This is a genomic window from Pseudomonas sp. BNK-7 (assembly GCF_048072025.1).
GTDB classification, from domain to species: domain Bacteria; phylum Pseudomonadota; class Gammaproteobacteria; order Pseudomonadales; family Pseudomonadaceae; genus Aquipseudomonas; species Aquipseudomonas danubii.
Window position 1 is genome coordinate 5,447,535 of sequence record NZ_CP182252.1, and the last position, 24,511, is coordinate 5,472,045.

The 24,511-nt window shown below is 65.2% G+C and carries 24 protein-coding genes; 13 read left to right on the top strand and 11 right to left on the bottom strand.

Annotated elements, in window-relative coordinates:
- Nucleotides 1-48: 48 nt before the first annotated feature.
- The 8 genes from ACMGF8_RS24540 to ACMGF8_RS24575 form a co-directional block, all read right to left on the bottom strand.
- Nucleotides 49-1,308: a TPM domain-containing protein gene (locus ACMGF8_RS24540; protein ID WP_416757495.1), complete on the bottom strand. Its 1,260-nt coding sequence runs from the start codon at nt 1,306-1,308 to the stop codon at nt 49-51.
- Between the two features lie 154 nt (nt 1,309-1,462).
- Entirely contained in the window at nt 1,463-2,869 is a 1,407-nt protein-coding gene (locus ACMGF8_RS24545; RefSeq protein WP_250330106.1) for an aldehyde dehydrogenase family protein, read from the bottom strand.
- A gap of 10 nt (nt 2,870-2,879) precedes the next feature.
- Nucleotides 2,880-3,923: a homoserine dehydrogenase gene (locus tag ACMGF8_RS24550; RefSeq protein ID WP_250330105.1), complete on the bottom strand. Its 1,044-nt coding sequence runs from the start codon at nt 3,921-3,923 to the stop codon at nt 2,880-2,882.
- 502 nt (nt 3,924-4,425) lie between these two features.
- Nucleotides 4,426-4,863, bottom strand: a complete 438-nt coding sequence (locus tag ACMGF8_RS24555; protein ID WP_102864788.1) for an Lrp/AsnC family transcriptional regulator — start codon at nt 4,861-4,863, stop codon at nt 4,426-4,428.
- A 22-nt stretch (nt 4,864-4,885) separates the two neighbouring features.
- Nucleotides 4,886-6,262: a threonine synthase gene (thrC, locus tag ACMGF8_RS24560; protein WP_416757498.1), complete on the bottom strand. Its 1,377-nt coding sequence runs from the start codon at nt 6,260-6,262 to the stop codon at nt 4,886-4,888.
- Nucleotides 6,263-6,278: 16 nt separating this feature from the next.
- On the bottom strand, nt 6,279-7,169 hold the full coding sequence (locus ACMGF8_RS24565; RefSeq protein WP_115580450.1) for a LysR substrate-binding domain-containing protein: 891 nt from the start codon (nt 7,167-7,169) through the stop codon (nt 6,279-6,281).
- Nucleotides 7,170-7,210: 41 nt separating this feature from the next.
- A complete protein-coding gene (locus ACMGF8_RS24570) occupies nt 7,211-8,647 on the bottom strand; it encodes an amino acid permease (protein ID WP_102864785.1) in 1,437 nt (478 codons plus the stop codon).
- Between the two features lie 152 nt (nt 8,648-8,799).
- Entirely contained in the window at nt 8,800-10,074 is a 1,275-nt protein-coding gene (locus tag ACMGF8_RS24575; protein WP_102864784.1) for a cystathionine gamma-synthase family protein, read from the bottom strand.
- A 244-nt stretch (nt 10,075-10,318) separates the two neighbouring features.
- Here ACMGF8_RS24575 and ACMGF8_RS24580 point away from each other — a divergent pair, with 244 nt between their 5' ends.
- From ACMGF8_RS24580 to ACMGF8_RS24590, 3 genes are all read left to right on the top strand, one after another.
- Nucleotides 10,319-10,855, top strand: a complete 537-nt coding sequence (locus ACMGF8_RS24580) for a DinB family protein (protein WP_207166187.1) — start codon at nt 10,319-10,321, stop codon at nt 10,853-10,855.
- A 57-nt stretch (nt 10,856-10,912) separates the two neighbouring features.
- Entirely contained in the window at nt 10,913-11,233 is a 321-nt protein-coding gene (locus ACMGF8_RS24585; RefSeq protein WP_102864782.1) for a YceK/YidQ family lipoprotein, read from the top strand.
- Between the two features lie 63 nt (nt 11,234-11,296).
- On the top strand, nt 11,297-11,686 hold the full coding sequence (locus ACMGF8_RS24590; RefSeq protein ID WP_416757502.1) for a hypothetical protein: 390 nt from the start codon (nt 11,297-11,299) through the stop codon (nt 11,684-11,686).
- 42 nt (nt 11,687-11,728) lie between these two features.
- On the opposite strand, the gene ACMGF8_RS24595 is transcribed toward ACMGF8_RS24590, so the two are convergent.
- Nucleotides 11,729-12,502 carry an EAL domain-containing protein gene (locus tag ACMGF8_RS24595; RefSeq protein ID WP_115580454.1) on the bottom strand — a complete coding sequence of 258 codons (774 nt, stop codon included), beginning with the start codon at nt 12,500-12,502 and terminating at the stop codon, nt 11,729-11,731.
- A 248-nt stretch (nt 12,503-12,750) separates the two neighbouring features.
- On the opposite strand from ACMGF8_RS24595, the gene ACMGF8_RS24600 reads away from it, so the two are divergent.
- Nucleotides 12,751-13,752 carry an AraC family transcriptional regulator gene (locus tag ACMGF8_RS24600; protein WP_102864779.1) on the top strand — a complete coding sequence of 334 codons (1,002 nt, stop codon included), beginning with the start codon at nt 12,751-12,753 and terminating at the stop codon, nt 13,750-13,752.
- Nucleotides 13,753-13,809: 57 nt separating this feature from the next.
- Here the strand turns inward: ACMGF8_RS24600 and ACMGF8_RS24605 are convergent, their stop codons facing one another.
- Nucleotides 13,810-14,328, bottom strand: coding sequence for an SgcJ/EcaC family oxidoreductase (locus ACMGF8_RS24605; RefSeq protein ID WP_102864778.1), 519 nt, complete (start codon nt 14,326-14,328; stop codon nt 13,810-13,812).
- Nucleotides 14,329-14,500: 172 nt separating this feature from the next.
- Here ACMGF8_RS24605 and ACMGF8_RS24610 point away from each other — a divergent pair, with 172 nt between their 5' ends.
- Genes ACMGF8_RS24610 through ACMGF8_RS24625 form a run of 4 tightly spaced genes read left to right on the top strand, consistent with a single transcriptional unit; the run spans nt 14,501 to nt 19,102 of the window.
- Nucleotides 14,501-15,664 carry a sensor histidine kinase gene (locus tag ACMGF8_RS24610; protein WP_115580456.1) on the top strand — a complete coding sequence of 388 codons (1,164 nt, stop codon included), beginning with the start codon at nt 14,501-14,503 and terminating at the stop codon, nt 15,662-15,664.
- Nucleotides 15,661-16,329 carry a response regulator gene (locus tag ACMGF8_RS24615; RefSeq protein WP_416757506.1) on the top strand — a complete coding sequence of 223 codons (669 nt, stop codon included), beginning with the start codon at nt 15,661-15,663 and terminating at the stop codon, nt 16,327-16,329. Before ACMGF8_RS24610 ends, ACMGF8_RS24615 begins: the two co-directional genes overlap by 4 nt.
- On the top strand, nt 16,326-18,653 hold the full coding sequence (locus tag ACMGF8_RS24620; protein WP_060840075.1) for an ATP-binding protein: 2,328 nt from the start codon (nt 16,326-16,328) through the stop codon (nt 18,651-18,653). Before ACMGF8_RS24615 ends, ACMGF8_RS24620 begins: the two co-directional genes overlap by 4 nt.
- Nucleotides 18,650-19,102, top strand: coding sequence for a response regulator (locus tag ACMGF8_RS24625; RefSeq protein WP_060840076.1), 453 nt, complete (start codon nt 18,650-18,652; stop codon nt 19,100-19,102). The genes ACMGF8_RS24620 and ACMGF8_RS24625 overlap by 4 nt, the downstream gene beginning before the upstream one ends.
- Nucleotides 19,103-19,355: 253 nt before the next feature.
- Here the strand turns inward: ACMGF8_RS24625 and ACMGF8_RS24630 are convergent, their stop codons facing one another.
- Nucleotides 19,356-20,153, bottom strand: coding sequence for an AraC family transcriptional regulator (locus ACMGF8_RS24630; RefSeq protein WP_416757509.1), 798 nt, complete (start codon nt 20,151-20,153; stop codon nt 19,356-19,358).
- An 85-nt stretch (nt 20,154-20,238) separates the two neighbouring features.
- Here ACMGF8_RS24630 and ACMGF8_RS24635 point away from each other — a divergent pair, with 85 nt between their 5' ends.
- The 5 genes from ACMGF8_RS24635 (at nt 20,239) to ACMGF8_RS24655 (ending at nt 24,510) form a co-directional block, all read left to right on the top strand.
- A complete protein-coding gene (locus tag ACMGF8_RS24635; RefSeq protein ID WP_102864776.1) occupies nt 20,239-21,237 on the top strand; it encodes a bile acid:sodium symporter family protein in 999 nt (332 codons plus the stop codon).
- 104 nt (nt 21,238-21,341) lie between these two features.
- Nucleotides 21,342-22,370 carry a hypothetical protein gene (locus ACMGF8_RS24640; RefSeq protein ID WP_416757511.1) on the top strand — a complete coding sequence of 343 codons (1,029 nt, stop codon included), beginning with the start codon at nt 21,342-21,344 and terminating at the stop codon, nt 22,368-22,370.
- A gap of 152 nt (nt 22,371-22,522) precedes the next feature.
- Nucleotides 22,523-23,206 carry a hypothetical protein gene (locus tag ACMGF8_RS24645; RefSeq protein ID WP_129405759.1) on the top strand — a complete coding sequence of 228 codons (684 nt, stop codon included), beginning with the start codon at nt 22,523-22,525 and terminating at the stop codon, nt 23,204-23,206.
- Between the two features lie 313 nt (nt 23,207-23,519).
- Nucleotides 23,520-23,771 carry a hypothetical protein gene (locus ACMGF8_RS24650; RefSeq protein ID WP_207166191.1) on the top strand — a complete coding sequence of 84 codons (252 nt, stop codon included), beginning with the start codon at nt 23,520-23,522 and terminating at the stop codon, nt 23,769-23,771.
- A 7-nt stretch (nt 23,772-23,778) separates the two neighbouring features.
- Nucleotides 23,779-24,510 (top strand): zeta toxin family protein, encoded by a 732-nt coding sequence (locus ACMGF8_RS24655; protein ID WP_207166192.1) that lies wholly within the window; start codon nt 23,779-23,781, stop codon nt 24,508-24,510.
- The last annotated feature ends 1 nt before the right edge of the window (nt 24,511 follow it).

Here is a 24,511-nt window from a genome sequence, read left to right on the forward strand (position 1 = left end):
GCAGCGCCTGGGCCGGTCCGTCCGCCATGGGAAAGGCCAACAGGCGCATCACCAACTGCCCGACGCTCCACCGCCGCCACTGGAACCGCCGCCTCCGGAGAACCCGCCTCCCGAGCTCGAACTGCCAGCACTACCGCCGCCACTACTGGCACCACCACTGGCACCGCCGCTGGTCCAGTGAAAACCGCCGGTACTGGCAAACAGCATGAAACCGAGGAAGTAGGCGAACGGCAACAGCGTCAGCCACTGCCGGGCCGTACTCCAGGCGTCGACACCCCAGGCCATCAGCAGGATCAGCACCAGCAGCGCCCCCAGTCGCCACGCAAAGCCCTTGGGGCTCTTGCGCCAGCGGTTGCGCATCATGCGATAGAGCAGCCAATGCCCTCCCAGCACCAGCAGCACGCCGGCCGGCCAGGCCAGCCCGTAGAGGAAGGTCGAACGGCCCAGGAACCGACTGAGCAGGGTCAGCACGGCGATGTACAGCAGCAGCCCCAGCACCCCGTAGAACACCCGGCGCGCCTGCCACAGCCCGGCGAACGTCGCGCCACCCACCAGCATGCACAGCGGCACCAGGAACAATTGCACCAGCCACTCGCGACCGCCGACCGCGCCCACCAGCAACGCCACCAGCAACGCCACCAGCAGCACCAGAGCGGCCAGGACCCGGCGCCACTTCCAGCCCGCGGCCAGCATCACTCCCGCCACCGCCCCGATGATGAAGGCCAGCAGCAAGGCATAGACTTCGAGGGGGATCTGCAAGGGGATCTGCAAGGGCGCCGGTTCCGCCAGTTCGCCACCGTCCACCAGCACAATCAGGTCATCCAGGGCCTGTTCGATGCCTGCGGCGAAATCCCCCCGGCGAAAGGCCGGGGCCAGGTCCCGGGCGATGATCTGTCCGGCCAGCAGGTCGGTGACCACCGGCTCCAGGCCATAACCCACCTCGATGCGCACCTGGCGATCGTTCTTCGCCACCAGCAGCAGGAGGCCGTCATCGACCCCCTTGCGCCCCAGCTTCCAGGCACGAAACAGCTGATTGCTCAGGACCTCGATGCTTTGCTGGCCGAGGCTGGGCACCAGCATCACCGCGATCTGCGCACCGCGGCGCTGTTCCAGGGCCGCGAGTTTCTCGCTCATGCGCTGCTGCTGCGCCGCGTCCAGCGTGCCGCTCAGATCGATGATCCGCCGGTCCAGCTCAATCCTCGCCAACCCCGGTGGCACCGGCTCGGCGTAGCCCTGCGCCGGCAGCAGCAGCCCGAGAAACAACGCCAGCCACAGCCCGCGCCCTTGTTGCCACAACAGCTTGATCATTCGCGCTTCCTGCATCCTTCATCCTGGGTGGGCGGACTCTACCACCACCGCTCCCTGGGTCGATTCGATCCGCTGCCGCGCAGACAAAAAAACACCGGGCAGGTGACCAAACCTGCCCGGTGCCCGACGACCTGTCGTGTTGCTGCAATCGGCCTCAGCTCAGGCTGTTGAGGCACACCACCTTGGGCTGGGTCATTTCCTCATAGGCGAAACGCACCCCTTCGCGGCCCAGGCTGCCGTACTTGAAGCCGCCAAACGGCATGGCATCGAAACGGTAATCGGACGAATCGTTGATCATCACCCCGCCCGCCTCGATCCGCCGCGCGGCGTCCATGGCGGTGCGCAGATCGTTGGTGAAGATCCCCGCATGCAGGCTGTATTCGGGCTGGTTGGCCAGGGCGATGGCCTGATCCAGATCGTCGAACGCCTGCAACACCACCACTGGCGCAAAGACCTCGTCCTGCCACAGGCGGCTGCCATGGTCGACATTCTCCAGCACCGTGGCGGCGTAGCACGAACCCCGGCGCTGATGCCCGCAGAGCAACCGTGCGCCCTGCTGCAGTGCTTCATCCACGACCTTCTGCGCGTTCTGCGCGGCCTGCAGGCTGATCATCGGCCCGATATCCGTGCTGTCGGCCGATGGATCGCCACTGACCTGCTCCCGGGCCAGGCGCACAAAGGCCTCGCGAAACGCCTCATAGATCGAGGCCTGGACCAGCAGGCGCTGGGTGCCGATGCAGTTCTGCCCCGCCGCCCAGAACGCCCCGGACACGCAGCTTTCCACCGTCGCCGCCAGGTCACAGTCGGCCATGACGATCACCGGCGCGTTGCCCCCCAGGTCCATGGCCAGCTTCTTCAGGCCGGCGCTGCGGGCGATTTGCTCGCCGGTGACAAAGCCACCGGTGAAGGAAATCATCCGCACCTCGCGGGCCGCCACCAGGGCCTTGCCCAATTCCGCGCCGCCGGTGGCCAGGGTCACCACCGAAGTCGGCAGCCCGGCATCACGCAAGTAGTCCACCAGTTTGATGGCCGACAGCGGCGCCAGCTCCGACGGCTTGAGGATCACCCCGTTGCCCCCGGCAATGGCCGGGCCCAGCTTGTGCGCCACCAGGTTCAGCGGATCGTTGTAGGGGGTGATCGCCAGGATCAACCCCAGAGGCTCGCGAGAGAACCAGCCCTGGCGGTTCTCCGAACCTTCGTAAGCATCGAAGGGCAGCACCTCGCCGGCATTGCGCTTGGCCTCTTCGGCCGAGAGCTTGAGGGTGTTGACGCAGCGCTTGACCTCCTTCTGCGCCTGTTTCAGGGTCTTGCCCGCTTCATCGACGATCAGCCGGGCAAAGTGCTCGGCGTCGCGCTCGATGTTCAAGGCCGCCCGCTCCAGAATCCGTGCCCGCTGATGGCGCGGCAACGCGGCGCAGTCGTTCACGCCCTGGCGCGCCTGCTGCAACAGGTAGGGCACGGCACAGGCGTCAAGGCGTGGCACGGTCCCGATCAGGCGACCATCGAAGGGGCTGTAGACGTCAATCGAATCGGCGACCGGCGCCAGACGTGACAGATTCATGGACAGGCTCCTAGCGGCTGGTGCGCGACTGGTGGATGTGGATGATGTCCGAGAGCAAGGCAAAGGCCGTCTCGATGCGCCCGGCGCCCGGCCCGGACACCGTCACCGCGCCCAGCAGTTCGGTGTTGAACGACACCGCGTTGATCGCCCCGCCAATACCCGCCAGCGGATGAGCCAGGGGCAACAACCGCGGCTCGACACTGGCCTGCAGCGAGCCATCGGCCAGGCGCCGGGCCGAACCGATCAGCTTCCAGCGCGCACCCTCGGCCCGAGCCTGCTCCAGGTCGGCCGCTGTCAGGCCGGAGATGCCCCGGCAGCTGATATCGCTGACGGTCAGCTGTGCACCGAGCAGCTCATTGGCCAGGATCACCACCTTCAAGCGCACATCAAAGCCTTCGACATCCGCCGTCGGATCAGCCTCGGCATACCCCAGTGCCTGAGCCTCGGCCACCGCCTCGGCAAAGCCCAGGCCGGCGTCCATGCGGGTCAGCACAAAATTCGAGGTGCCATTGAGAATGCCCTCGAAACCCAGCAGCTCGCTGCCGGCCAGGGACTGCTTGGCCATGCGGATCACCGGGGTGCCGCTCATCACCGCGCCTTCGTACTCGAACGCCGCCTGATTGCGCTGGGCCAGGGCCTTGAGCTCGGCGCCGTGCAGTGCGATCGGCCCCTTGTTGGTGGTCACCACGTGCTTGCCCTGCTCCAGGGCCCAGCGACAGAAGGTGCTGGCCGGCTCGCCGTCCACCGGATTGGTGAAGGTGGCCTCGGCGATGATGTCGGCGCCGGAGTCCTTGATCACCTGTTCGTTGAGCGCCTCCACCTGACCGCCCGGCAGTTGCGCCAACGCGCCTTTGGTTGCCGGCAGCTTGCTCAGCAGACCGGCATCCAGCCCCTGGGGAGCCACGATGGAACCGAGGAACAGATCGCTGATGCCGACGATTTTCAAACTGAAACCCAGCTGTTTTTTCCATGCCTGATTGCGCTCGGCAATCAGTTGCGCCAGGGCCCGATTGACCCCGCCGAAGCCCACCAGGGCGATGTTGTATTCAGTCATTTTTGTTGTGTTCCATCCGGGTTGAAGAAGCTGATGGAGACAAGGTTAGGGGGCTGGCCCGGGCAGTGAAATATGCCGTTTTGCTGTATTTGCTGAGCATTTTGCCCAGCGCCCGTGACAGCTGCCGAAGGCTGCGCTCACAGGCACTGGCTACGCAAAACCCGCAACCAAGACTGCCCCCTGTAGCCGCTGCCGAAGGCTGCGATCGGCTCCGCAGGAGACGCCAAACCTGGCGGTGCGGTCCATCAGGACAACACACAGGGTTCCATTCATCGCAACATGCTGATTGACGGCGCAGGAAGGTCCTTCGGCCCTTTTCGCAGCCTCGCCAAAGGCTCGGCAGCGGCTACAGGGATTGCTGGGGCTCTAGATCGTGTAGCCGCTGCCGAAGGCTGCGAACGGGCCTTGGGCACGCAGCGACCCCACCCACGCTGAAGCCCCCTCGGGCCTTTTCGCAGGCTGCGCCAGCGGCTACAGGAGGCCAGAAGATCCGGCTCTGCGCTCAGGCCACGGAGGACAAGACAAAGGAAGTCACGGTGTTTTCCACCCCGGGCAAGGCGGCGATGTCATTCCACACCCGGTGCACCCGCTCCGCGGTGGCGGCGCTGACCCGCACCAGTACATCGAACTCGCCGCTGAGCACTTCGCACTGGACGATCTCCGGCATCGCCCGCAGGGCCTGCAACACCTCGGCGCCGCGCATGCGGTCGTAGCGGTAGACGAAGATCAGCGCATTGATCCGGGTATCCGCCCCGCGCCCTTCGCCCACGCGAATGGTGTAGCCCTGGATCGCGCCGTCGCGCTCCAGGCGTTCGATGCGCTGGCGCACGGCATTGCGCGACAGGTTGACCTTGGCCGCCAGCTCGGCATGAGCCGCCCGGGCATTGACGCTCAGCTCGGCCAGGATGCGCTCGTCCAGAGGATCCAGAATCCGCTTCATACAGCCCCCTTGAACCGGTCCATCACAGTGCCTTCAGGCAATGCAGCAATGCGGCAAAATCATCCGCCGCCAGGGTCTGCCACTGCTGCGTCGAGGGCGCTGCCACCGGTGGCGGGACCACCCCGGGAATGCCCAGCGAGCCCAGCAGCCGCGCCGACTTGGCCGGTGCGATTTCCCCCAGGGTGACCATCGGTGCCACCAGACTGCGGCGGTACAGGCGCGCCGCCAGCACCCCGGTGGCGGCGTGGGGATCGATGACGTAGCCGGTGTCCCGGTACAGGCTGACGATCTCCTTGCCGGTCTCTTCGTCGCTGACCGAATAGGAGTCGATGATCATCCGCGCCTGCAGCCAGGCCTCGTTGTTCAGGCTCATCTCGCCGCTGTCCTCGAACCCCCGCATCAGCGCCGCCACCGCCTGCGGGTCCTGGCCATACAGCTCCCAGACCAGGCGCTCCAGGTTGGCGAACAGCGACAGGTCCATGGCCGGCGACAGGCTCTGGCGGGCCTGCCCGCGGGAGTAGCGGTTCTTCAGGAACAGCTGATGCAGCGCGTCATTGCTATTGGTGGCGACAATCATCTGGGTGATCGGCAGGCCCATCTTCTGCACGATGTAGCCGGCATAGACTTCGGCAAAACTCGCCGCCGGCACGCTGAAGCCGATGGGCCGCTGACCGCCGCCCAGTTGCAGCACGGCATGGAAATACAGCACCAACTGGGCCATGACCCCTACCCAGTTGCTGGAGTTGAAGCCGATCGCCTCGTGCTCGGGCAAAGGCCACTGGCGCAGCAGGCGGCTGACCAGGGTCTGGCAGTCGTCGAAACTGCCCTGCACCGCAAAGCGCCACAACCCCGGGTGATGCGCCGCCTGCAACTGCCGCCCCTGCTGCTCGGGCACACCGTGCTGCGGGTAGAACACCAGCACCTGGGTCTGCGGGCAATCCTTGAAGGCGTCGATCGCCGCCAGCCCGGTGTCGCCGTTGCTGGCGCCCACCAGCACCCCGCGACGCTGCCGGCGCTGGAGAAAGTAGCTCACCAGCTGGGCCTGCAGGCGTGCGGCAAAGTCCTTGGCCGAACCGCTGGGACCGTGAAACAGCTCCAGCAGCCATTCGTTGCGATCAATCTGCCGCAAAGGCGCCACCGCACGATGGCCAAAACCGCTGTAGGCCCGGTGCAGCAACGCCTTGAAGTCAGCCTCGGGCAGGCTGTCGCCGACAAAGGGGCTGAGCACGCGAAAGGCCAGTTCGGGGTAATCCAGGGTCGACCAGTTGGCGATTTCCTGGGGGCTGAAACACGGCAGCCGCTGCGGCACATACAGCCCGCCATCGGCGGCCACGCCGGACAAAACCACGGATGCAAAATCCACCTGTTCGGTGGCACTGCGAGTACTCACATAGCGCATGCTTGGCTCCGGCCAGTCATTTATAGCGATGGGCCTGCTCCACCAGCCAGGTGGAGAACTTCAGCGCATCGGGGTGTTGCTCGGCATCGGCGCCGCGCACCAGATAAAAGGATTCGCTGGCCTCGATACGCTGCTCGAAAGGCTCCACCAGGCGCCCGTCGGCCAGCATTTCAGCGACCATCGAGGAACGGGCCAGGGCCACGCCCTGGCCCAGTTCGGCCATGCGCAGGGTCGAGATCAGGGTGTCGAACTGCATGCCCCGGGACGAGTCCACGCCTCTGGCGCCGGCGCGCTTGAGCCAGTAGCCCCAGCCCTCCTCATAGCCCAGTACATGCAGCAGTTGATGCCGAGCCAGATCGTCCGGCACCTGCAGCGGCAAGCGCGCCAGCAAGGCCGGGGCGCAGACCGGGAACAGGCTGTCCCAGGTCAGGCGCTGGGCCACCAGCCCCGGCCAATGACCGCGACCCCAGCGGATCTCCATGTCGTCCTCGCCGTCCAGTTCCTTGACCCAGATATTGCTGATGTAGCGAAGGTCCACTTGGGGCTGGGCCTGCTGGAAGGTCACCAGCTTGGGCGCCAGCCAGTGGACGAAGAACGCCAGGCTGCCGCGCACCTTGATCGGCCGGTGCTGGTGCTGGCCGAAGATCTCGTTGGTGCCCACCGCCAGCCGGGTAATGGCGTCCTGCACCACCGGCAGGTAGGAGCGCCCCTCCTCGGTCAGGTCCAGGCCCCGGGGCAGGCGCTTGAACAGCGCCACCCCGAGGTGGCTTTCCAGCTGGCGGATCTGCTGGCTCACCGCCCCCTGGGTGAGGAACAGTTCCTCGGCGGCGTGGGTGAAGTTCAGGCAGCGGGCGGACACTTCGAAGGCGCGCAGCCAGTTCAGCGGGGGCAAGCTTTTCTGCTTCATGGCCTGACTCTCATGGACACCCTGGAGACCGCTCCCGTTCTTCAGCCCTGAAGGGCATCGGACGAGCGTGCCAGAGGTGCCAGGGCCAGGCGCCGCTGGCGGCTACTGCGGGTAATGTAATACACGAAGTAGCACCAGGCGATGAAGGGCACACCGAAGTACAGGGCCACTCGCTGCTCGGGGTCGAAGCCGATGCCGACACAGGCCAGGGCGCAGCAGAACAAGGCCCCCAGCGGCACCCAGGGGTAGCCGCGGACACGGAACTTGAGCTCGCGCACATCACCGCCATTGGCCACGTAGTGACGGCGGAAGGCGATCTGGCTGGCGGCGATGCTCATCCACACCACCACCACCGCCAGCCCGGAAATCGACACCAGGGCCAGGTAGATGGTGTCCGGCGCGAACACACTACTGAGCAGCGAGGCCGCACCGCCGGCCATGCTCACGATGATCGCGTTGAGCGGCGTGCCCATGCGGGTCAGGGCCGAGAACTGCTTGGGCAGATGGCCCTGGTCGCTCAGGGTCCAGAGCATCCGCGAGGCGGCGTACAACCCGGAGTTGGCGGCGGACAGCAGCGCGCTGATGATCACGAAGTTCATGATGTCGGCCGAGTACGGAATGCCGATGTAGGTGAACACCGTGACGAACGGACTTTCCACCAAACCGGCCTGCTCCCGGGGCAACAGGGTGGCGAGGACGAAGATGGTGCCGACGAAGAAGATCGCCAGGCGCAGCACCGTGGTGCGGATCGCCCGTGGCACATTGCGTTGCGGGTCGCGGGTTTCACCGGCAGCAATGCCGATCAGCTCAGTGCCGGAGAAGGCGAAGGACACCGCCAGCAGGGTCATGGCAATCGGCATGAAGCCGGTGGGGAACAACCCCTCGCGGGTGAAGTTGCTCAAGCCGATGCTGTGGGCCTGATCGATGTTCAACAGGCCCAGGATTGCCCCGCCACCCACCACCAGGAACACCAGCACGGTGATCACCTTGACCAGCGACAGCCAGAACTCGGTCTCGGCGAACAACCGCACCGAGACCACGTTGGACAAAAACACCACCAGGGCGAACAGCGCGCTCCAGATCCACACCGGGGTGTCGGGAAACCAGCGGGTCATGAGGATACCGGCGGCGGTGAATTCCGAGCCAATGGCCACGGTCCAGGTCAGCCAGTACAGCCAGGCCACGGTGTAGCCGGTGCCAGGGCCGAGAAAGCGCGTGGCGTAGGTGCTGAAGGAGCCGGTCTCGGGCATCTGCACCGCCAGCTCGCCGAGGCACATCATCACCATGTACACCATCAGCGCGCCGATGATGTAGGCGATCACCGCACCCAGCGGGCCGGCCTGGTTCACCGTGTAGCCGGAGGTGAGGAACAGCCCGGTGCCGATCACCCCGCCAAGGGCGAGCATGACGATGTGCCGGGTCTGCATTTCTTGCTTGAAGCCGCCGCGCAAGTCGGTCTGTTGTTCTTGTAGGGACATGATGGTTCTCATGAAAGTTGTCAGGGCAAGTCTCAATTTCTGCGACTGTGGAAATGGGCAGAAAACAAATCGGATGCCGCCAGGTTTTTATTGTTATTCCTCTTCATGAAGCCCCCACGGGCTGCCTTGCTGTGGGGGTATTGCACGCTCTTTCAGTGGGCCACCTCGACCCGGGCATTCAGGGAAGGGACGGCGCCGGGCGCCGGATTGTGCTTGAGGGATTGGCGCAGCCAGGCAAAGGCCTGTTGCAGATCCGCCAGCAGATCATCGGTGTCTTCGATGCCCACCGAGATCCGCACCAGGCCTTCGGAAATGCCCAGGGCCTGGCGCTCTTCCAGGGTGTTCTCCACATGGCTGGTGGTGCGCGCCGGGCCGTAGATGGTTTCCACCGCCCCCAGGTTGCCGGCGCAGTGCGCGTAGCGCAGGCGCGGTAACAGCAGCTTGACGCTGTCCATGCCGCCCACCAGGACAAAACTGACGATGGCGCCGAAACCGCGCATCTGCGCACAGGCCACGGCGTGATTCGGGTGGCTCGGCAGGCCCGGGTAGTTCACCGACTCCACCAGCGGTTCGTTGAGCAGGAACTGCGCCAGCTGCGCCGCGCTGTGCTGTTGCTGGCGCATGCGCAGGGCCAGGGTCTTGATCCCGCGGATGATCAGGTAGGCCGAGAACGGATCGAGGCTGGCACCGTTGATTTCCCGGTAGTGACGCACCTGGCTCATCAGCGCCTCGCTGCCGCAGGCCACGCCACCGAGCACGTCGCCGTGACCGCTGAGGAACTTGGTGGCGCTGTGGATCACCACATCCACGCCCAGGGCCAGGGGGTTCTGGTTCAGCGGCGTGGCGAAGGTGTTGTCCGCCACCACCAGGGCGCCGACCTGTTTCGCTGCGGTGACCAGACGCTGGATGTCGACGATCTTCAGGGTCGGGTTGGTCGGGGTCTCCAGGTACAGCAGGTCGCAACCCTGGGCGATCTCGGCTTCGATCTGCTGCTGGTCGAAGGTTTCGCAGAGGGTCACGGCCACGCCCATGCGCGGCAGGAACTCTTCGAAAATCTTGTTGGTGCCGCCGTAGCTGTCCTTGGTTGACACCACCCGCTGGCCGTGGCGCAGGAAGCTGTAGAGCACGCCGCTGATGGCCGCCATGCCGCTGCTGAAGGCCACCGCCGACTCGGCGTTTTCCAGGTCGCACAATTTGGCTTCCAGGGTTTCCACCGTGGGGTTGCTCATGCGGCTGTAGATGAAGCCCGGGGCCTTGCCCAGGGCCACGTCGTACCACTGGTCGATGTCGTCGTAGCCGTAGGCGGCGCTGGCGACAATCGGGGTTTGCGTGGCGTTGTAGGGGTGACGGACTTGCTCTCCGCCCCAGACCACTCGAGTGGCGGTCCCGGGATTTTCCAGCCCTGTGCGTTCAGGTTTTTTATTCATTGCAACGGCTCACCATAGAGGGCGCGCGGCCTGTTGCCGCGCTGGATCTGGTGGCCAATATAGAGAAAAGCCCAAGCCCCGAGAAACGATGTTATCGGGGCCAAAGGGGCGGTTTTTTTAATGCCTCGCCGACCGGGAAAACGCCCATCGCGCGGAGATTTTCAAGCCACCCTTGCGCGCCGGCCATCCACCTTGCGAAGCTGACGACCGCCTGATCGAGCGCCCCACACCACCAGGAACGGCCATGAACCGCACCGAGCACCTGGGCCTGATGGCCCGCTACAACCAATGGATGAACGCCAAGCTGTACAACGCCGCCATGAGCCTGCCCGAGGGGCAGATCGTCCTCGATCGCCAGGCGTTTTTCGGCTCGATCCTCGGCACCCTCAATCACCTGCTGGCCGGTGACACCATCTGGCTCAAGCGCTTTGCCCAACACCCGACGCAGCATCCGGCGCTGGCCCCGCTGCAGCAGGTGGCCCTGCCCCAGGACCTCAAGACCCTGCTGTACCCAAACCTCGACGGGCTCTGGCAACAACGCCAATGGCTGGACCAGTTGATCCTCGACTTCAGCCAGTCCCTGAGCGAGACCGACCTGGACAGCAGCCTGCATTACGCCAACACCCGGGGCGTGGTCGCCGAGCGCAATGTGTATGCCCTGCTGGTGCATTTTTTCAATCATCAGACCCATCACCGGGGCCAGGCCAGCACCCTGCTGACCCAAGCCGGCGTGGACATCGGCGATACCGATCTGTTGCTGTTGATTCCATCAGCGCTCTGATCGGGTGCCGACTATTTATTCGAGCCTATCTAGCGTGCGCCCCAGGCTTCTGCGACGATGCGCACGGCAAAAATCTGCTCGCTAAGGAATGGCATCATCAAAGCCCTCAACGCTGTACTTCTGTTATCCGCAATATCCCTGACGGGCTGCGGCACCCTGATCGCCCGCACGCCCAACGCCCATAGCGGCTACGACTACTACAAAGGCACCCAGGCCAATATCGAGCTGCTGACCATGCGTGGCTCCAGTGGCTACGACGGCTACGCCACGGTCTTCTGCTGGGTCAGCATCGTCTGCCCGGTGGTGGCCATCGTCAGCCTGCCGGTGGATGCCGTGGCCGACACCGCGCTGCTGCCCTATGACGCGATGAATCACTGATTCGCGCCCGACCCTGTTTCGCCCCTGCGTGGAAGCCCGATCATCCGAATCCTCCATTACCTGTTGTTGCTCAACACCCTGCTGCTGTCCGGCTGCGGCACCTACATGACTCGCGGCAATGCCCTGGACTTTCGCGACGACCGCTACTACCGCAGCGTCAAGACCAATGCCCAAGTACTCACCGGCTATGACATGGGCTACGCACGCATGATCACCGGCGGCTGCTGGGTGACGGTGGTGTGCCCGATCCTGCTGGTGGCCAGCCTGCCCCTGGATGCGGCGCTCGACACCGTGCTGCTGCCCTACGACGCGTTCCAGCCGGAACGGCCCCAGCGCAACAGGCACGTGGACATGAAGGAGATTCCCGAGGAAGAGCTGCCGGCATTGCCCATCAGTGCCGAGGTGCAAGACCCGACGGCCGACACCCCGCCCATCACCCCGCAGGTTGATTGAACCCCGTCAGGCGGGCTCGCGCCGTGTCATGGCGCCACCGGGCTAGGCCTGATCCAGCGCACACCGCGGCGCCATCTGCTGCTCCAGGCAGCAGCGCCGCCCCAGCCGATCCACCTGCGGGCGACCGAACAGATAGCCCTGCCCCCACTCGCCACCACAGGCGGTGGCCAGGTTCTGGTCGCTGTCCGTCTCCACCCCTTCGATGATCACGCACGGCGCCAGGGTCTTGCACAGCTGCACCAGGTGGCTGAGGGTCTGGGCGCTGTTGAGTTCACCGCGGGCGCGCTGGATGTAGCCCTTGTCGATCTTGACGATGTCCGGCCGGGTCTGACGGATGAATTCCAGGGTGCCCAGGCCCGCGCCGAAATCGTCGATGGCCACCCGGCAGCCCAGCTCCCGCAGGCACAGGACGAACTCGCTGGCCGCCTCAATGCTCGGCGGCGTGGCGCTTTCGGTGATCTCGATCACCAGGCGCGCGGCCACTGAGGGTGAGTCGCGCAGCACCTGCAGAATCGGCAACCAGAAGCCGTCGATGATCGCGCTCTGGGCGGAAATATTGCACCCCAGGCGCAGGCGTTCATCACGCTGCAGCGCATCGATCACGCAGCGCACCACGCTTTGATCGAGCTCGCGCATCAGTTGGTGTTTTTCCAGCAGCGCCAGAGGATAGACTTCGCCGCCCTGAGCATCGATGTGGCGCAGCAAGCTTTCGTGGTACAGCACCCGGCTGCTGTCGGGCAGCCACACCACCGGCTGGAACGCCAGCATCAGGCGGCCCTGGGCCAGTTCACGATAAAAGTCTCTGACGCTTTGCATGACAACTCCCCGGGCAAGACAACGGCACCCTCGCGGCGAACCGGATGCGACGCGCTGGCCGTCACCCTTTCCAAGGGCCCTGGCCGAACATGATCGACCCCGGCACAGGCCTTGAGGAAGTGTTCCTGGATACCTTTCGCTTGTCCTCGGAAACGCGCGGCACTGCCGAATCGTCTGTGGCCCCGTGTTTATTGCAATCATGCCAACGGCCTCTCCGATATCACTAAGCCATCAGTCCAGGAAGACCTATGCATAGAATGACCAGCGCCAGCTTTCGGGTGCTTGCCGATGTCATGAATGAGGGCGGCGCCCACGTCGAAACCTTGCTCAAGCAATTGGGCAGCAGCCTGCGGGATGTGTATGAAAACCCCAAGGGCGTGAGGCTGGAACTGGTCTATCAGGTGATACAGGAAGCGGTGCGCCGCACCGGCAAGCCGGACCTGGGCCTGCTGGCCTACAGCAAGGCCCATCCGGCCAACCTGGAGGCATTGGGCTATGCGGTGATGTCCTGCGCCACCCTGGGCATCGCGCTGCAACGCCTGGTGGATTACCACGCGCTGATCAGCAACGGCTTCTGCATGTGCCTGGAGCGCAAACCGCAGATGCTGACCCTGATCGGCTTCGACGTGGCCAGCGAACCCTCGATGATGCCCCGGGCCTTTATCGACGCCGGCGCGGCCCAGACCCTGGGCCTGCTGCACTGGCTGTTGCCGCAGCACAAAGTGCAGCCCCTGGCGGCCACCTTCACCTACGAGGAGCCGCTGGACACCGGGTCCCTGCGCCAGTTGCTGGGAGACAACCTGCAGTTTTGCGCGCCCTACAACAGCCTGTCCTTCAGCAGCCAGGATTGCGCCATTGCCCTGCCCACCGCCGACCCGGCCCTGGATGTGCTGCACCTGGAGTACGCGCGCAATCGCCTCAACCTGCTGCACAACGGTTCGATGACCGCCCGGGTCCGTCGAGCGTTGTCCGAACGCCTGGCCCAGGGTGCACCGAGCGACCTGCCGAACATCGCCCAGATCGTCGGGGTCAGCACCCGCAGCCTGCAACGCCGCCTGGGACACGAAGACGTGCATTTCTCGGCCTTGCTGGACGAAGCCCGCTTGATGCTGGCCCACAGCTTCCTGCGCAACTCCATGCGCAGCGTCAAGTACATCGGTGCGCTATTGGGCTTTCGCGACCAGAGCAGCTTTCACAAGGCCTGCCTGCGCTGGTTCGGCATGACCCCGGGGCGCTACCGCGAGCAGTGAGCCGCGGGAAACGACAACGCCGAGCGAAAGCTCGGCGTGAAGGGAACGCAAGGTGGATCAGTGAGCGGCCAGCTGCGGCTGGACTTGCGGCATGGCCGAGGAGTGATGGTTGAGGATCTTCCACTGGCCATCGATGCGCTCGTACAGGAAGGTGTAGCGCGCCTGGACCTTCTCGCTCTTGCCGGACGCGTCGGTCAGGGTGAAGGTGTAGACGCCGCTGTCCAGGGCGGCATCCGGGCCCAGGTGACGGATTTCACGGTAGTTGATCTGACCTACCGGCTTGGACGCCAGGAAGTGCTCGAAGTAGTCCTGGATCTGTGCGTGAGTGCTGCGCACCTGGTTGGACACGGTCGGCTGCAACACTGCGTTCGGCGCATACAGGCTCACCACCGACTGCGGGTTGCCGGTCTGCAAGGCGCTGTTCCAGCGATCGAACAGGCCGGCGATCTCACGGTCCTGGGCCGCTTGCGGCTGCTCGGCAACGGCGCTGTAGACATAGGGCTTGACCTCGGCGGCCACAGCCAGTGGAGCGGTGAAGGCGAAAAACAGGGCCAGGGCAGTGGTTTTCAGTTTCATACGATTTCTCCAGTGGGTTTCAATGAGCCACACTTTGCCCATCGCCGTCGTCCGCGCCATCGGCCAACTGGAGCTTTCGGCCTATGCCATTCGGCAGATAGGCGTGACGTGCAGCAGCGGGTCTAATGCCCGCTTTTGTTCAACCGTAGCGCCGCCGCACTGGAGCAACGCCATGTCCACCCCATCCTTCGACCCCGCCAGCGCCCTGGCCCTGCGCAGCCAGTATCGACAGTCCCAGAGCCGCGCCGCGCGCCTGCGACTGCTGGTGGACACCGGCCAGGAACTGTTGCAACTGCCCCCCGAGCAGATGCGCCAGCGGGTGGTGCAACGGGCCTGCGCCTTTGCCGCCATGGACCACGGGCTGCTGCTGGAATGGGCCGAGGATGGCGTGGTCCACACCCGCGCCGCCCTGGGTCATGAAGAACGCCTGCAAGGCCTGCGCGCCCTGGCCGATCACCCGCAATGGCCGGAGCCGCCGCCGACCCCGGACAGCGCCGTGCTGCGCGTACTCTTGCACCGCGCCGACGGCCGCGCCTTCGGCGCCCTGCTGCTGGCCAACAGCGTGCCCATCAGCCCGCCGGACAGCGAAGACCTGGAATCCCTGCAACTGCTGGCCACCCTGCTGGCGGCGCACCTGGAAAACCATCGTCTGCTGCGCGACCTGCAAGCCCGGGAGCGCAGCATGTCGGAGCTGGTGCAACGCCTGTTCAGCGCCCAGGAAGACGAACGCAAGCGGGTCGCCTATGACCTGCACGACGGCCTGGCGCAAACCCTGGCCGGGCTGCACCAGCGCCTGCAGGGCTTCGCCGGGCGTTGTCCGCCGTTGCCCGCCGAGCTGCACCAGGACCTGCAGACCATCCTGCAACTGGCCCAGGGCTGCGTCGGCGAAGGCCGGCAACTGATCGGCGGCTTGCGCCCCCACGTGCTCGACGACTTCGGCCTGCTGCGGGCCATCGACCGCGAGGCCGACCGCCTGCGCGACGCCGGTCTGCTGGTGTACTGGGGGCAGCGCGCGCCGCAGCGCCTGCCCGACGCGGTGGAAATCGCCCTGTTCCGCATCGCCCAGGAAGCCATCAACAACATCCTCAAGCACGCCCGGGCCTCGCAGGTGCACCTGAGCCTGGCCCTGGAAGACGGCCTGGCGCTGCTCGGGGTCAACGATGACGGTTGCGGATTCGTCAGCTCGCCGGCCCCGGTGGCCGAGCAGTTGGGTCAGGTCGCCATGCATGAGCGCGCCCATCTGCTGGGCGGCCATTTCAGCTGCGACAGCCGGCCCGGCAGCGGCACCCGGCTGCTGGCCAGCGTGCCCGTGCAACCCTTGGAGCAAGCGCCATGAGTAGCCTGATACGCCTGGTCCTGGCGGACGACCATGAAGTGACCCGCACCGGCTTCGTCGCCCTGCTGGCGGGCAACCCGGAGTTCGAGGTGGTGGGCCAGGCCAGGGACGGTGAAGAAGCCCTGGCCCTGTGCGAGCAACTGCGCCCGGACATCGCCATCCTCGACATCCGCATGCCGCGGCTCAATGGCCTGGGGGCCGCGCGCCTTCTCCAGCAACGCCAGCCCGAGGTCAAGGTGGTGATCTTCACCATGGACGACAGCCCCGATCACCTGGAAGCGGCCATAACCGCCGGCGCCGTGGGCTACCTGCTCAAGGACGCCAGCCGCGACGAAGTGATCGGCGCCCTGCAGCGGGTGGCCCAGGGCGAGGAAGCCCTCAACAGTGCGGTCAGTGCGCGCCTGCTGCGGCGCATGACCGAACGCGGCAGCGGCCAGATACCCCAGGCCCAGGCCCTGACCGCCCGCGAGCGCCAGGTGCTGGGGCTGGTGGCCGGCGGCTTCAGCAACCGCGAGATCGGCGAAAAGCTTGGCATCACCACCGGCACCGCCAAGGCCCACGTCGAGCGGGTGATCGGCAAGCTCGGCGCCTCCGACCGCACCCAGGCGGCGGTGCGTGGGATCGCCCTGGGACTGGTGGCCCAGCCCAGCGGGCAGTGGCCATGAACCTGCGCAGCGCCCGGCGCTGGGCCGACCTGCCGCTGCGGGGCAAGGCGCTGGTGGTGATCTCCCTGCCCCTGGTGATCCTGCTGCTGTCCCTGGTGCTGATCTACAGCGCCGAACGCCAGACCGCCCGCGCCGAAGAAGACGTGCGCCGGGTGCTGCTGGTGCAGGGTGACATCCAGACCGTGCACACCCTGCTGGCCGAGGCCGCGGCCAGCGTGCGCGGCTACCTGCTGACCCGCAGCGAGGACTTCCTGCCCGCCTACCTCCAGGCCCGCCCGCAGATCGAAGCCGCCCTGCAACGCCTGGACCGCAACGTGCGCGACACGCGCATGCGCGAGTACCTGCACACCATTACCCCGCTGATCCAGACCAAGCTCGAAGGCCTGGTGGCCCTGCGCAACGGCAGCCGCGACGACAGCGCCACGGTGACCGCGATCCTCATCGACAACAAGCAGGTGCTGGACGTGCTGCGTGAGCAGATCAGCGCCATGCGCATCCACGAGGACGCGCTGCTGGCCGAACGCACCGCGGCCGCGGCGGCAACCCGCATGCGCCTGCTGTTCGCCACCCTGCTGGCCGCCGGTTGCGGGCTGTTTGGCGCCATCGTCGCGGTGCTGCTGCTGTCCCGGGGCATCGTCACCCGGGTGCAGCAGGTCCAGGGCAACGCCCAGCGCCTGGCCCTGGGTCAGCCGCTGCTGCCGCAAGCCCCGGAGCTGGATGAGATCGGCCAGTTGGGCACGCGTCTGGTGGAAGCCGGGCAACTGCTGGCCGAGCGCGAGCGCGCCCTGCGCGACAACGAGGAACGCCTGCGGCTGATCATCGACGGGGTCAAGGACTACGGGATCTTCGCCCTGGACACCGCCGGCATGGTCACCACCTGGAACTTCGGTGCCGAACGGATCAAGGGCTACCGCGACCAGGAAATCATCGGCCGCCATTTCTCCCTGTTCTACCTGCCGGAGGAATGCCCGCAGCACCCGGACATGGCCCTGCGCGAAGCCACCGCCCACGGCCACTACATGGAAGAAGGCTGGCGCTGCCGCAAGGACGGCAGCCGCTTCTGGGCCAGCGTGGTGATCACCGCGCAATACGACGCCAGCGGCGCCCTGCGGGGGTTCTCCAAGATCACTCGGGACATCACCGACCGCCGCGCCGCGGAAATCGCCCTGGGCACCGCCCGCGAAGAAGCCGAAAGCGCCAGCCGCGCCAAGAGCGAGTTCCTCTCGCGCATGAGCCACGAACTGCGCACGCCGCTCAATGCCATCCTCGGTTTCGCGCAATTGCTCGACATGGACTCCAGCGCCGGCCAGCGCCCCCAGGTCGGGCATATCCTGCGGGCCGGCCAGCACCTGCTGGGGCTGATCAACGAGGTGCTGGACATCGCCCGCATCGAAGCCGGGCGCCTGCCGCTGAACGTCGAACCCATGCCCCTGGCGGCGGTGCTGCATGAGGCCCTGACCCTGGTGTCGCCGATGGCCACCGACGCCGGCATCCAGCTCAGCGCCTTGCCGGAACTGCCCGCCGACAGCGGGGTGATTGCCGATCGCCAACGCCTGATCCAGGTCCTGCTCAACCTGCTGTCCAACGCCATCAAGTACAACCGCGCCCAGGGCCGGGTCAGCATCGAGGTGACCCTGGAAGAAGCGCGCCTGCGCATTGCCGTGATCGACACCGGGGCCGGGATTGCCGCCGACCAGTTGCAACGCCTGTTCAAGCCTTTCGAACGCCTGGACGCCGATCCCAAGGTCGAAGGCACCGGCCTGGGCCTGGCCCTGAGCAAGAGCCTGCTGGAGATGATGGACGGCAGCCTGGAGGTGCACAGCACAATGGGCAGCGGCAGCCGCTTCATCCTCGAACTGCCCTGTGTGCGCCTGCCCGATGCCCCGCTCGCAACGCCCCTGGCCACCCCGGCGCTGAAGCCGCCGACGCTGCCCACGCCCAGCCCCTATCGGGGCAAGATCCTCTGCATCGAAGACAACCTGCAAAGCCTGGCGCTGATCGAAACCCTGCTGCAGCGCCGTCCGGGTATTCAGTTGCTGTCGAGCATGCAGGGCCAGCTGGGCCTGGACCTGGCCCGCCAGCACTCACCGCAGATGATCCTGCTGGACGTCAACCTGCCGGACCTGCAAGGCCTGGAAGTGCTGCAACGGCTGCGGGCCTCCGGCAGCACCGCCAGCACGCCGATCCTGATGATCACCGCCGACGCCAGCGAGCTGACCCAGCGCAGCCTGCTGGAAGCCGGCGCCACGGCGATTCTCACCAAGCCCATTCACATCCCGGCGTTCTTCGCCCACCTGGACGCCTGTTTAGCGGAGCCCCTATGACTGCCGATATGCGCATCCTCATCGTCGATGATCAGCGCCCCAACCTCGACCTGATGGAACAGCTGCTGGCCCGCGAAGGCCTGCACAACGTCCTGAGCAGCACCCAGCCGCTGCGCACCCTGGAACTGTTCAACAGCTTCGAGCCGGACCTGGTGATCCTCGATCTGCACATGCCCGAGTTCGACGGTTTTGCCGTGCTCGAACAGCTCAACCGGCGGATTCCGGCCCACGACTACCTGCCGATCCTGGTGCTCACCGCCGACGCCACCCGCGACACCCGCCTGCGGGCCCTGGCCCTGGGCGCGCGGGACTTCATCAGCAAGCCGCTGGACGCCCTGGAAACCCTGCTGCGGATCTGGAACCTGCTGGAAACCCGGGCCCTGTACAAGACCCTGCGGACCCTGGTGCCGCCGGAGCAGATCGCACTGCTGCGCCCATCAAAGGCCTGACCTGCCGCGTCTGTCGCGTCTGTCGTATCGTCGTATCGTCGCACCGTCGCATCGTCGCACCTGCCGCACCTGCCGCACCTGCCGCACCGTCGCACCGTCGCACCCTGTAGCCGCTGCCGCAGGCTGCGAACGGCCCGAAGGGACGTAGGGTTCTTAAGATCGATTGAGGTTCGACGGGAGGTCGTCAAGCAAGGTCCTGCGGACCTTTGCGCAGCTTCGCGGGCTCAGCAGCGGCTACAGGAATCGCGGGGGTTCAGAGGTCGCGGAAGAACTCGCCGGGGGTGGCATCGAACTGTTGGCGAAACGCGGCGATAAACGCCGAGGTCGAGTCATAGCCGCAGGCCAGGGCCACATCGGTGACTCGCTCGCCCTGCTCCAGCGGGGTCAGGGCGCCGAGCAGGCGCAAGCGTTGGCGCCAGGCGCGAAAGGTCAGCCCGGTGTCCTTGAGAAACAGGCGGCTGAGGGTCTTCTCCGTAACCCCGAGCTTCTGGCTCCATTGACCCAGGGTGGTCGGCTGCTCCGGGTGCGCCTGCAGGCTGCGGTAGATCGTGCGCAAGCGCGCGTCCAGGGGCAGCGGCAGCATCAGGTCCAGTTGCGGCGCGGCAGCCAGCTGGTCCAGCAGCACCTGGGCCAGGCGGCCGTCGGCGCTGTCCTCGACATACTCCACCGGCAATTCGCTGAAGGCGCGGATCAGTTCCCGCAACAGGCTGCTGACCGCCAGCACCTGGCAGCTGTCGGTGGCCGCCCAGGCGGTGACGCGGCAATCCAGGTACAGGCTGCGCATTTCGGTGCGCGGCGAGCTGAACACCCGGTGCGGCACCCCGGCGGGAATCCACACCGCGCGCTGTGGCGGAGCGACAAAGCGCCCGGCGTTGGTCTGGATCTCCAGCACGCCCTGGATCGCATAGGACAATTGCACCCAGGGGTGACTGTGGCGCCGGGTCAGGGCCCGGTTGGGCAAGGATTCGGTGCGCCCGTACACCGGTCGCGGCAGACTCGGCAGCCCGGGAATACTGCGGCGGACGATCTTTTCATGTCCTTTAGGCGGCATTAATGGGCTCCTTGGCGTTAGTCGGTAAACCGCAGCCACGTTAGAGTCGCCCCACTGCACTTGGCAACCCCCGGATGAAACCGCTATGACTCGCTCACGTCTTTTGCCCGACAACTTCACCCTGACCCTGATCGGCGTGGTCCTGCTGGCCAGCTTCCTGCCGGCCAGCGGCCAGGTGGCGGTCGGCTTCGGCTGGCTGACCAACCTCGCCATCGGCCTGCTGTTCTTCCTCCACGGCGCCAAGCTGTCGCGCGATGCGATCATCGCCGGGGCCGGTCACTGGCGCCTGCACCTGTTGGTGTTCAGCCTGACCTTCATCCTGTTTCCGGTCCTGGGGCTGGCGCTCAAGCCGCTGCTGTCGCCGCTGGTGGGCAACGACCTGTACCTGGGCATGCTCTACCTGTGCGCCTTGCCGGCCACGGTGCAATCGGCGATCGCCTTCACCTCCCTGGCCCGGGGCAATATCCCGGCGGCCATCTGCAGCGCCGCGGCGTCGAGCCTGTTCGGGATCTTCCTCACCCCGCTCCTGGTCACCCTGCTGCTGAACGTGCACGGCGAAGGCGGCTCGACCCTGGATGCAATCATCAAGATCAGCGTGCAACTGCTGCTGCCATTCATCGCCGGGCAGATCGCCCGGCGCTGGATCGGCGCCTGGGTCGGGCGCAACAAGCACTGGCTGCGCTTCGTCGATCAGGGCTCGATCCTGCTGGTGGTCTACGGCGCCTTCAGCGAGGCGGTGAACGAAGGCATCTGGCACCAGATCCCGCTGTGGGAACTGGGCGGGCTGGTGGTGGCCTGCTGCATCCTCCTGGCCCTGGTGCTGCTGGCCTCGAGCTTTCTCGGCAAGCTGTTCGGCTTCGACCAGGAAGACCGCATCACCATCCTCTTCTGCGGTTCGAAAAAGAGCCTGGCCACCGGCGTGCCCATGGCCCAGGTGCTGTTCGCCGGCAGCACCATGGGCGTGCTGATTCTGCCCCTGATGCTGTTCCACCAGATCCAGCTGATGGTCTGCGCGGTGCTGGCCCAGCGCTACGCCAAGCGCCCGGAATCGGTGGCCGAGCTGATGGGTCAGGTCGACCCGTAACGCTTCCGGAAAGGCGGCCCGGCAGCTGGCCGGGCCTGCGCGCAGATGGTGATGAAGCGTGCGCAATGGCATGATGCCGCGGCGAAAATCATCAAGGACCGCCGATGTTTCCCCATCGAATTCAAGCCCCCAGCCAGGCCGACCTGGAACTGCAGGTGAGCGCCCGCCTGGAGGCCGATGACCAGGCCCAGGTCATCGTCCAGTTCGCCAAGGCCGAACAGTACAACGGCGCACTGCTGAGTCAGCTCGACACGCTCTGCGCCCGTTTCGGTGAACGCCTCAAGGTGCGTTTCTACAGCCATTACCCGGGCAGCGCGTTCGATGCCCGGGTGTTGCTGGCCCTGCCCCATGTGCAGTCCCTGAGCCTGGATTGCCTCGACAGCCTGGAGCACTTCGAGGCCATTGGCAGCCTGCACCGGGTCAGGGACTTTGCCCTGCAGGTCATCAGCGCCGAACTGCCGGGCCTGTTGGCCCTGCCCAACTTGAGGCGGTTGCAAACACTGCGCCTGTCCCTGGACAAAGGCCCGGCCATCGACCTGGCGCCACTGGCCGCCATGCCCGAGCTGCACACCCTGTCCCTCAGCGTACAAACCCATCACCTGGACGTGCTCAGCCAGTGCCCGGGCATCAGCCACCTGGACCTGCACCGCATGCCGGCCAAGGCGCCCCTGGGAATGGTCGCCGGCATGAGCGGCCTGCGCAGCCTCTCGGTGACCTTCGGCAGCCGCGAGCAGATGCCGGAGCTGCGCAACCCGCAGGTCAAGGAGCTGGAGATCATGCGGGTGCGCGGCCTCAACCGCCTGGACCTGGACGGCTTTCCACAGCTTGAAGCGCTGAAGATCGAGGACCAGGCGCAACTCGGCCAACTGGACCTGAGCGGTGCGCCGCAGTTGCGCAAGCTGAGCCTGATCAACCTCAAGAACCTGGGGCTGATCAACCACCTGCACACCTCGACAATCGCCGACCTGCGCCTGATCAAGATCCCACAAGTGGACCTGCTGGCCCTGATCGAGCAACAGCTGCCGCCCAGCCTGCAGCACCTGAAGTTGCACAGTGGCAAACGCGCCGTGGACCAACAGATCGAAGCCCGGCAACAGCAACTGGGCATCCCGGAACCCCGTGGCCCATACTGAACACCGGCTGCCCTTGCTCGCGAAGGACGTCAACGATAACCCGCACTCACAGGAAACCTGTGGCGCTTTGGAGATCATCGCGAGCAAGCTCGCTCCTACAGAACAGCGTCAACCTCACCGCTCCACCCTTTCGGACCTGATAAGGAGATCTCATGTCCTTTGTTCCCGGCTTTACCGAACTGCTGCTCAATCACCTGAAAAAAGACGAGCGCCAGCGCATCCTCAAATCCATCATGGTCAGCGCCGCTCCCGAACTCTGGTTGAGCCTGGAATCGGCGGCGTTGCTGGACATCAATCGCGAGCACTTCGGCCTCGGCGGCCAGCTGGATCAACGCGATGACTACCGCCCCAGCAACATCAGCGTTGCGCGCAGCAACGTCCCGCGCTGGCTGATCGCCGCCGAGCGGCGCAAGGTGGATATCTGGGTCGAGGACAGCTACGGCGAAGAGGCCGCAACCGCCATCGAGTTCAAGGTGGTGCACAACAACAAGAATGCCTATTACAAGATCTGGGAAATCCGCAAGGACCTGGTCAAGCAGATCCCCCGCACCAGTCCCGATGAGCGCATCGAGCGCTGGGGCATCGTGCTGCTGAGCTACTCACGCTTCTACAGCGACCAGCAAGGCAACTACAGCTACGGCAAGTTCGACAGTTGCCCGGCGTTTCTCGCCGCTTTCGAGAATGGCCTGAACGACAACAACGAATGGTATGCCGGCGCACCGGAGCTGGAACTGGTGATGAAACCAACCCGGATAGCCGACCTGGACGACGCGCATTACATCGAACCCGGGAAAGGCTCGGGGGTGTATCTGGCGCTGGTCCGGTGCAAGGCCTGAGGCTGGCCTGCTGCGCATCCATCGCGGCCTGAAACCCTGCCCATGTCCATCACCGATAACCTCCTGACCTTCGATCTGGGAGCCTTGATCGCCGTGTCGGAACTGAGTTTCGACCTGTTGAAATAGTACGGTGCGCCTACCTCGCCTGGCTGGGGCTGAACATGCTGCTGACCTTGAAGGCCAACCAACTTCGGCCCTGGCCGCACATGAGCTGTGGCAAAGAGGCGTTGCCGAGTTCTGTCATAGTGGCCCGGTTGGCGCTATTCTGCATCGTCAACCGTTGCACTAGCGGATGCTTGCCCGGAGAACGTCCATGAAAGCAAAAAACGTTTCGGACCGAGAGTTGGATGCCTTGGAGCGCCTCGTTCCAGACCAGGCCAAAAATGCGACTCAGACAGCCTATGTTCGGGCCCTATCAGTAAGCCCGCATGGGGTCTTGCGCATCGACGCCGGGGATCTGGTGCGCATGTCGCCCGATGGCAGTAAAACCGTGGTAGCCAAGGCCAAGCCGCGCCATAAGGTGAAGGTGGGTGAAGTGATCACTGTGCGTCGGATCGACGGGTAAACCGCCCGTGGCCGTGCCTAGATTGCGTGTTTTCGCGGGACCCAACGGGTCAGGCAAAAGTACCATCAAGGGCAACTTGAACCCCACTCTAATCAAGGCTTACGTGAATGCCGATGAACTCGAACGAGAAGCAAAAACCAGCGGTTGCATCGACCTGGCGATCTTCGGCATTGACACAACATTGTCGGAGCTTCACGCCTTTCATGCCCAGCACTACCTGATCGTTAGTAAAGGGCTGACTGAACAAGCTGAAAAGATTGGCCTGTTGCAGACAAAAGTCGACTACCGAGATGTTCGGATCGATTCTTATCTCGCTTCCGTACTTTCCGATTTCATCCGCCAACACCTGCTGGACAAGGGCGTCAGCTTTACCTTTGAAACAGTGATGTCTCATCCCAGCAAGGTTGAGTTCATGAGGGAGGCCCGAGCTCGCGGATACCGGACCTACCTCTACTTCGTCTCCACAGAAGATCCCGAAATCAACATTAACCGCGTGGAGATTCGTGTTCAGGAAGGCGGACACCCGGTCGAACCCGAGAAAGTCCGCGAGCGCTATGCAAAATCGCTGAACCTGCTGCCAGAGGCGGTGGCCTGCAGCAGCCGGGCCTATATCTTCGACAACTCAGGCGACAGCGCCGTCCTGTTGGCGGAGATCACCGATGGCACGCAGTTGGAGTACCGGACAGAAGAGATTCCTGATTGGTTCTTCAAATCCTACGTCGACATAGTCGACGATTGAA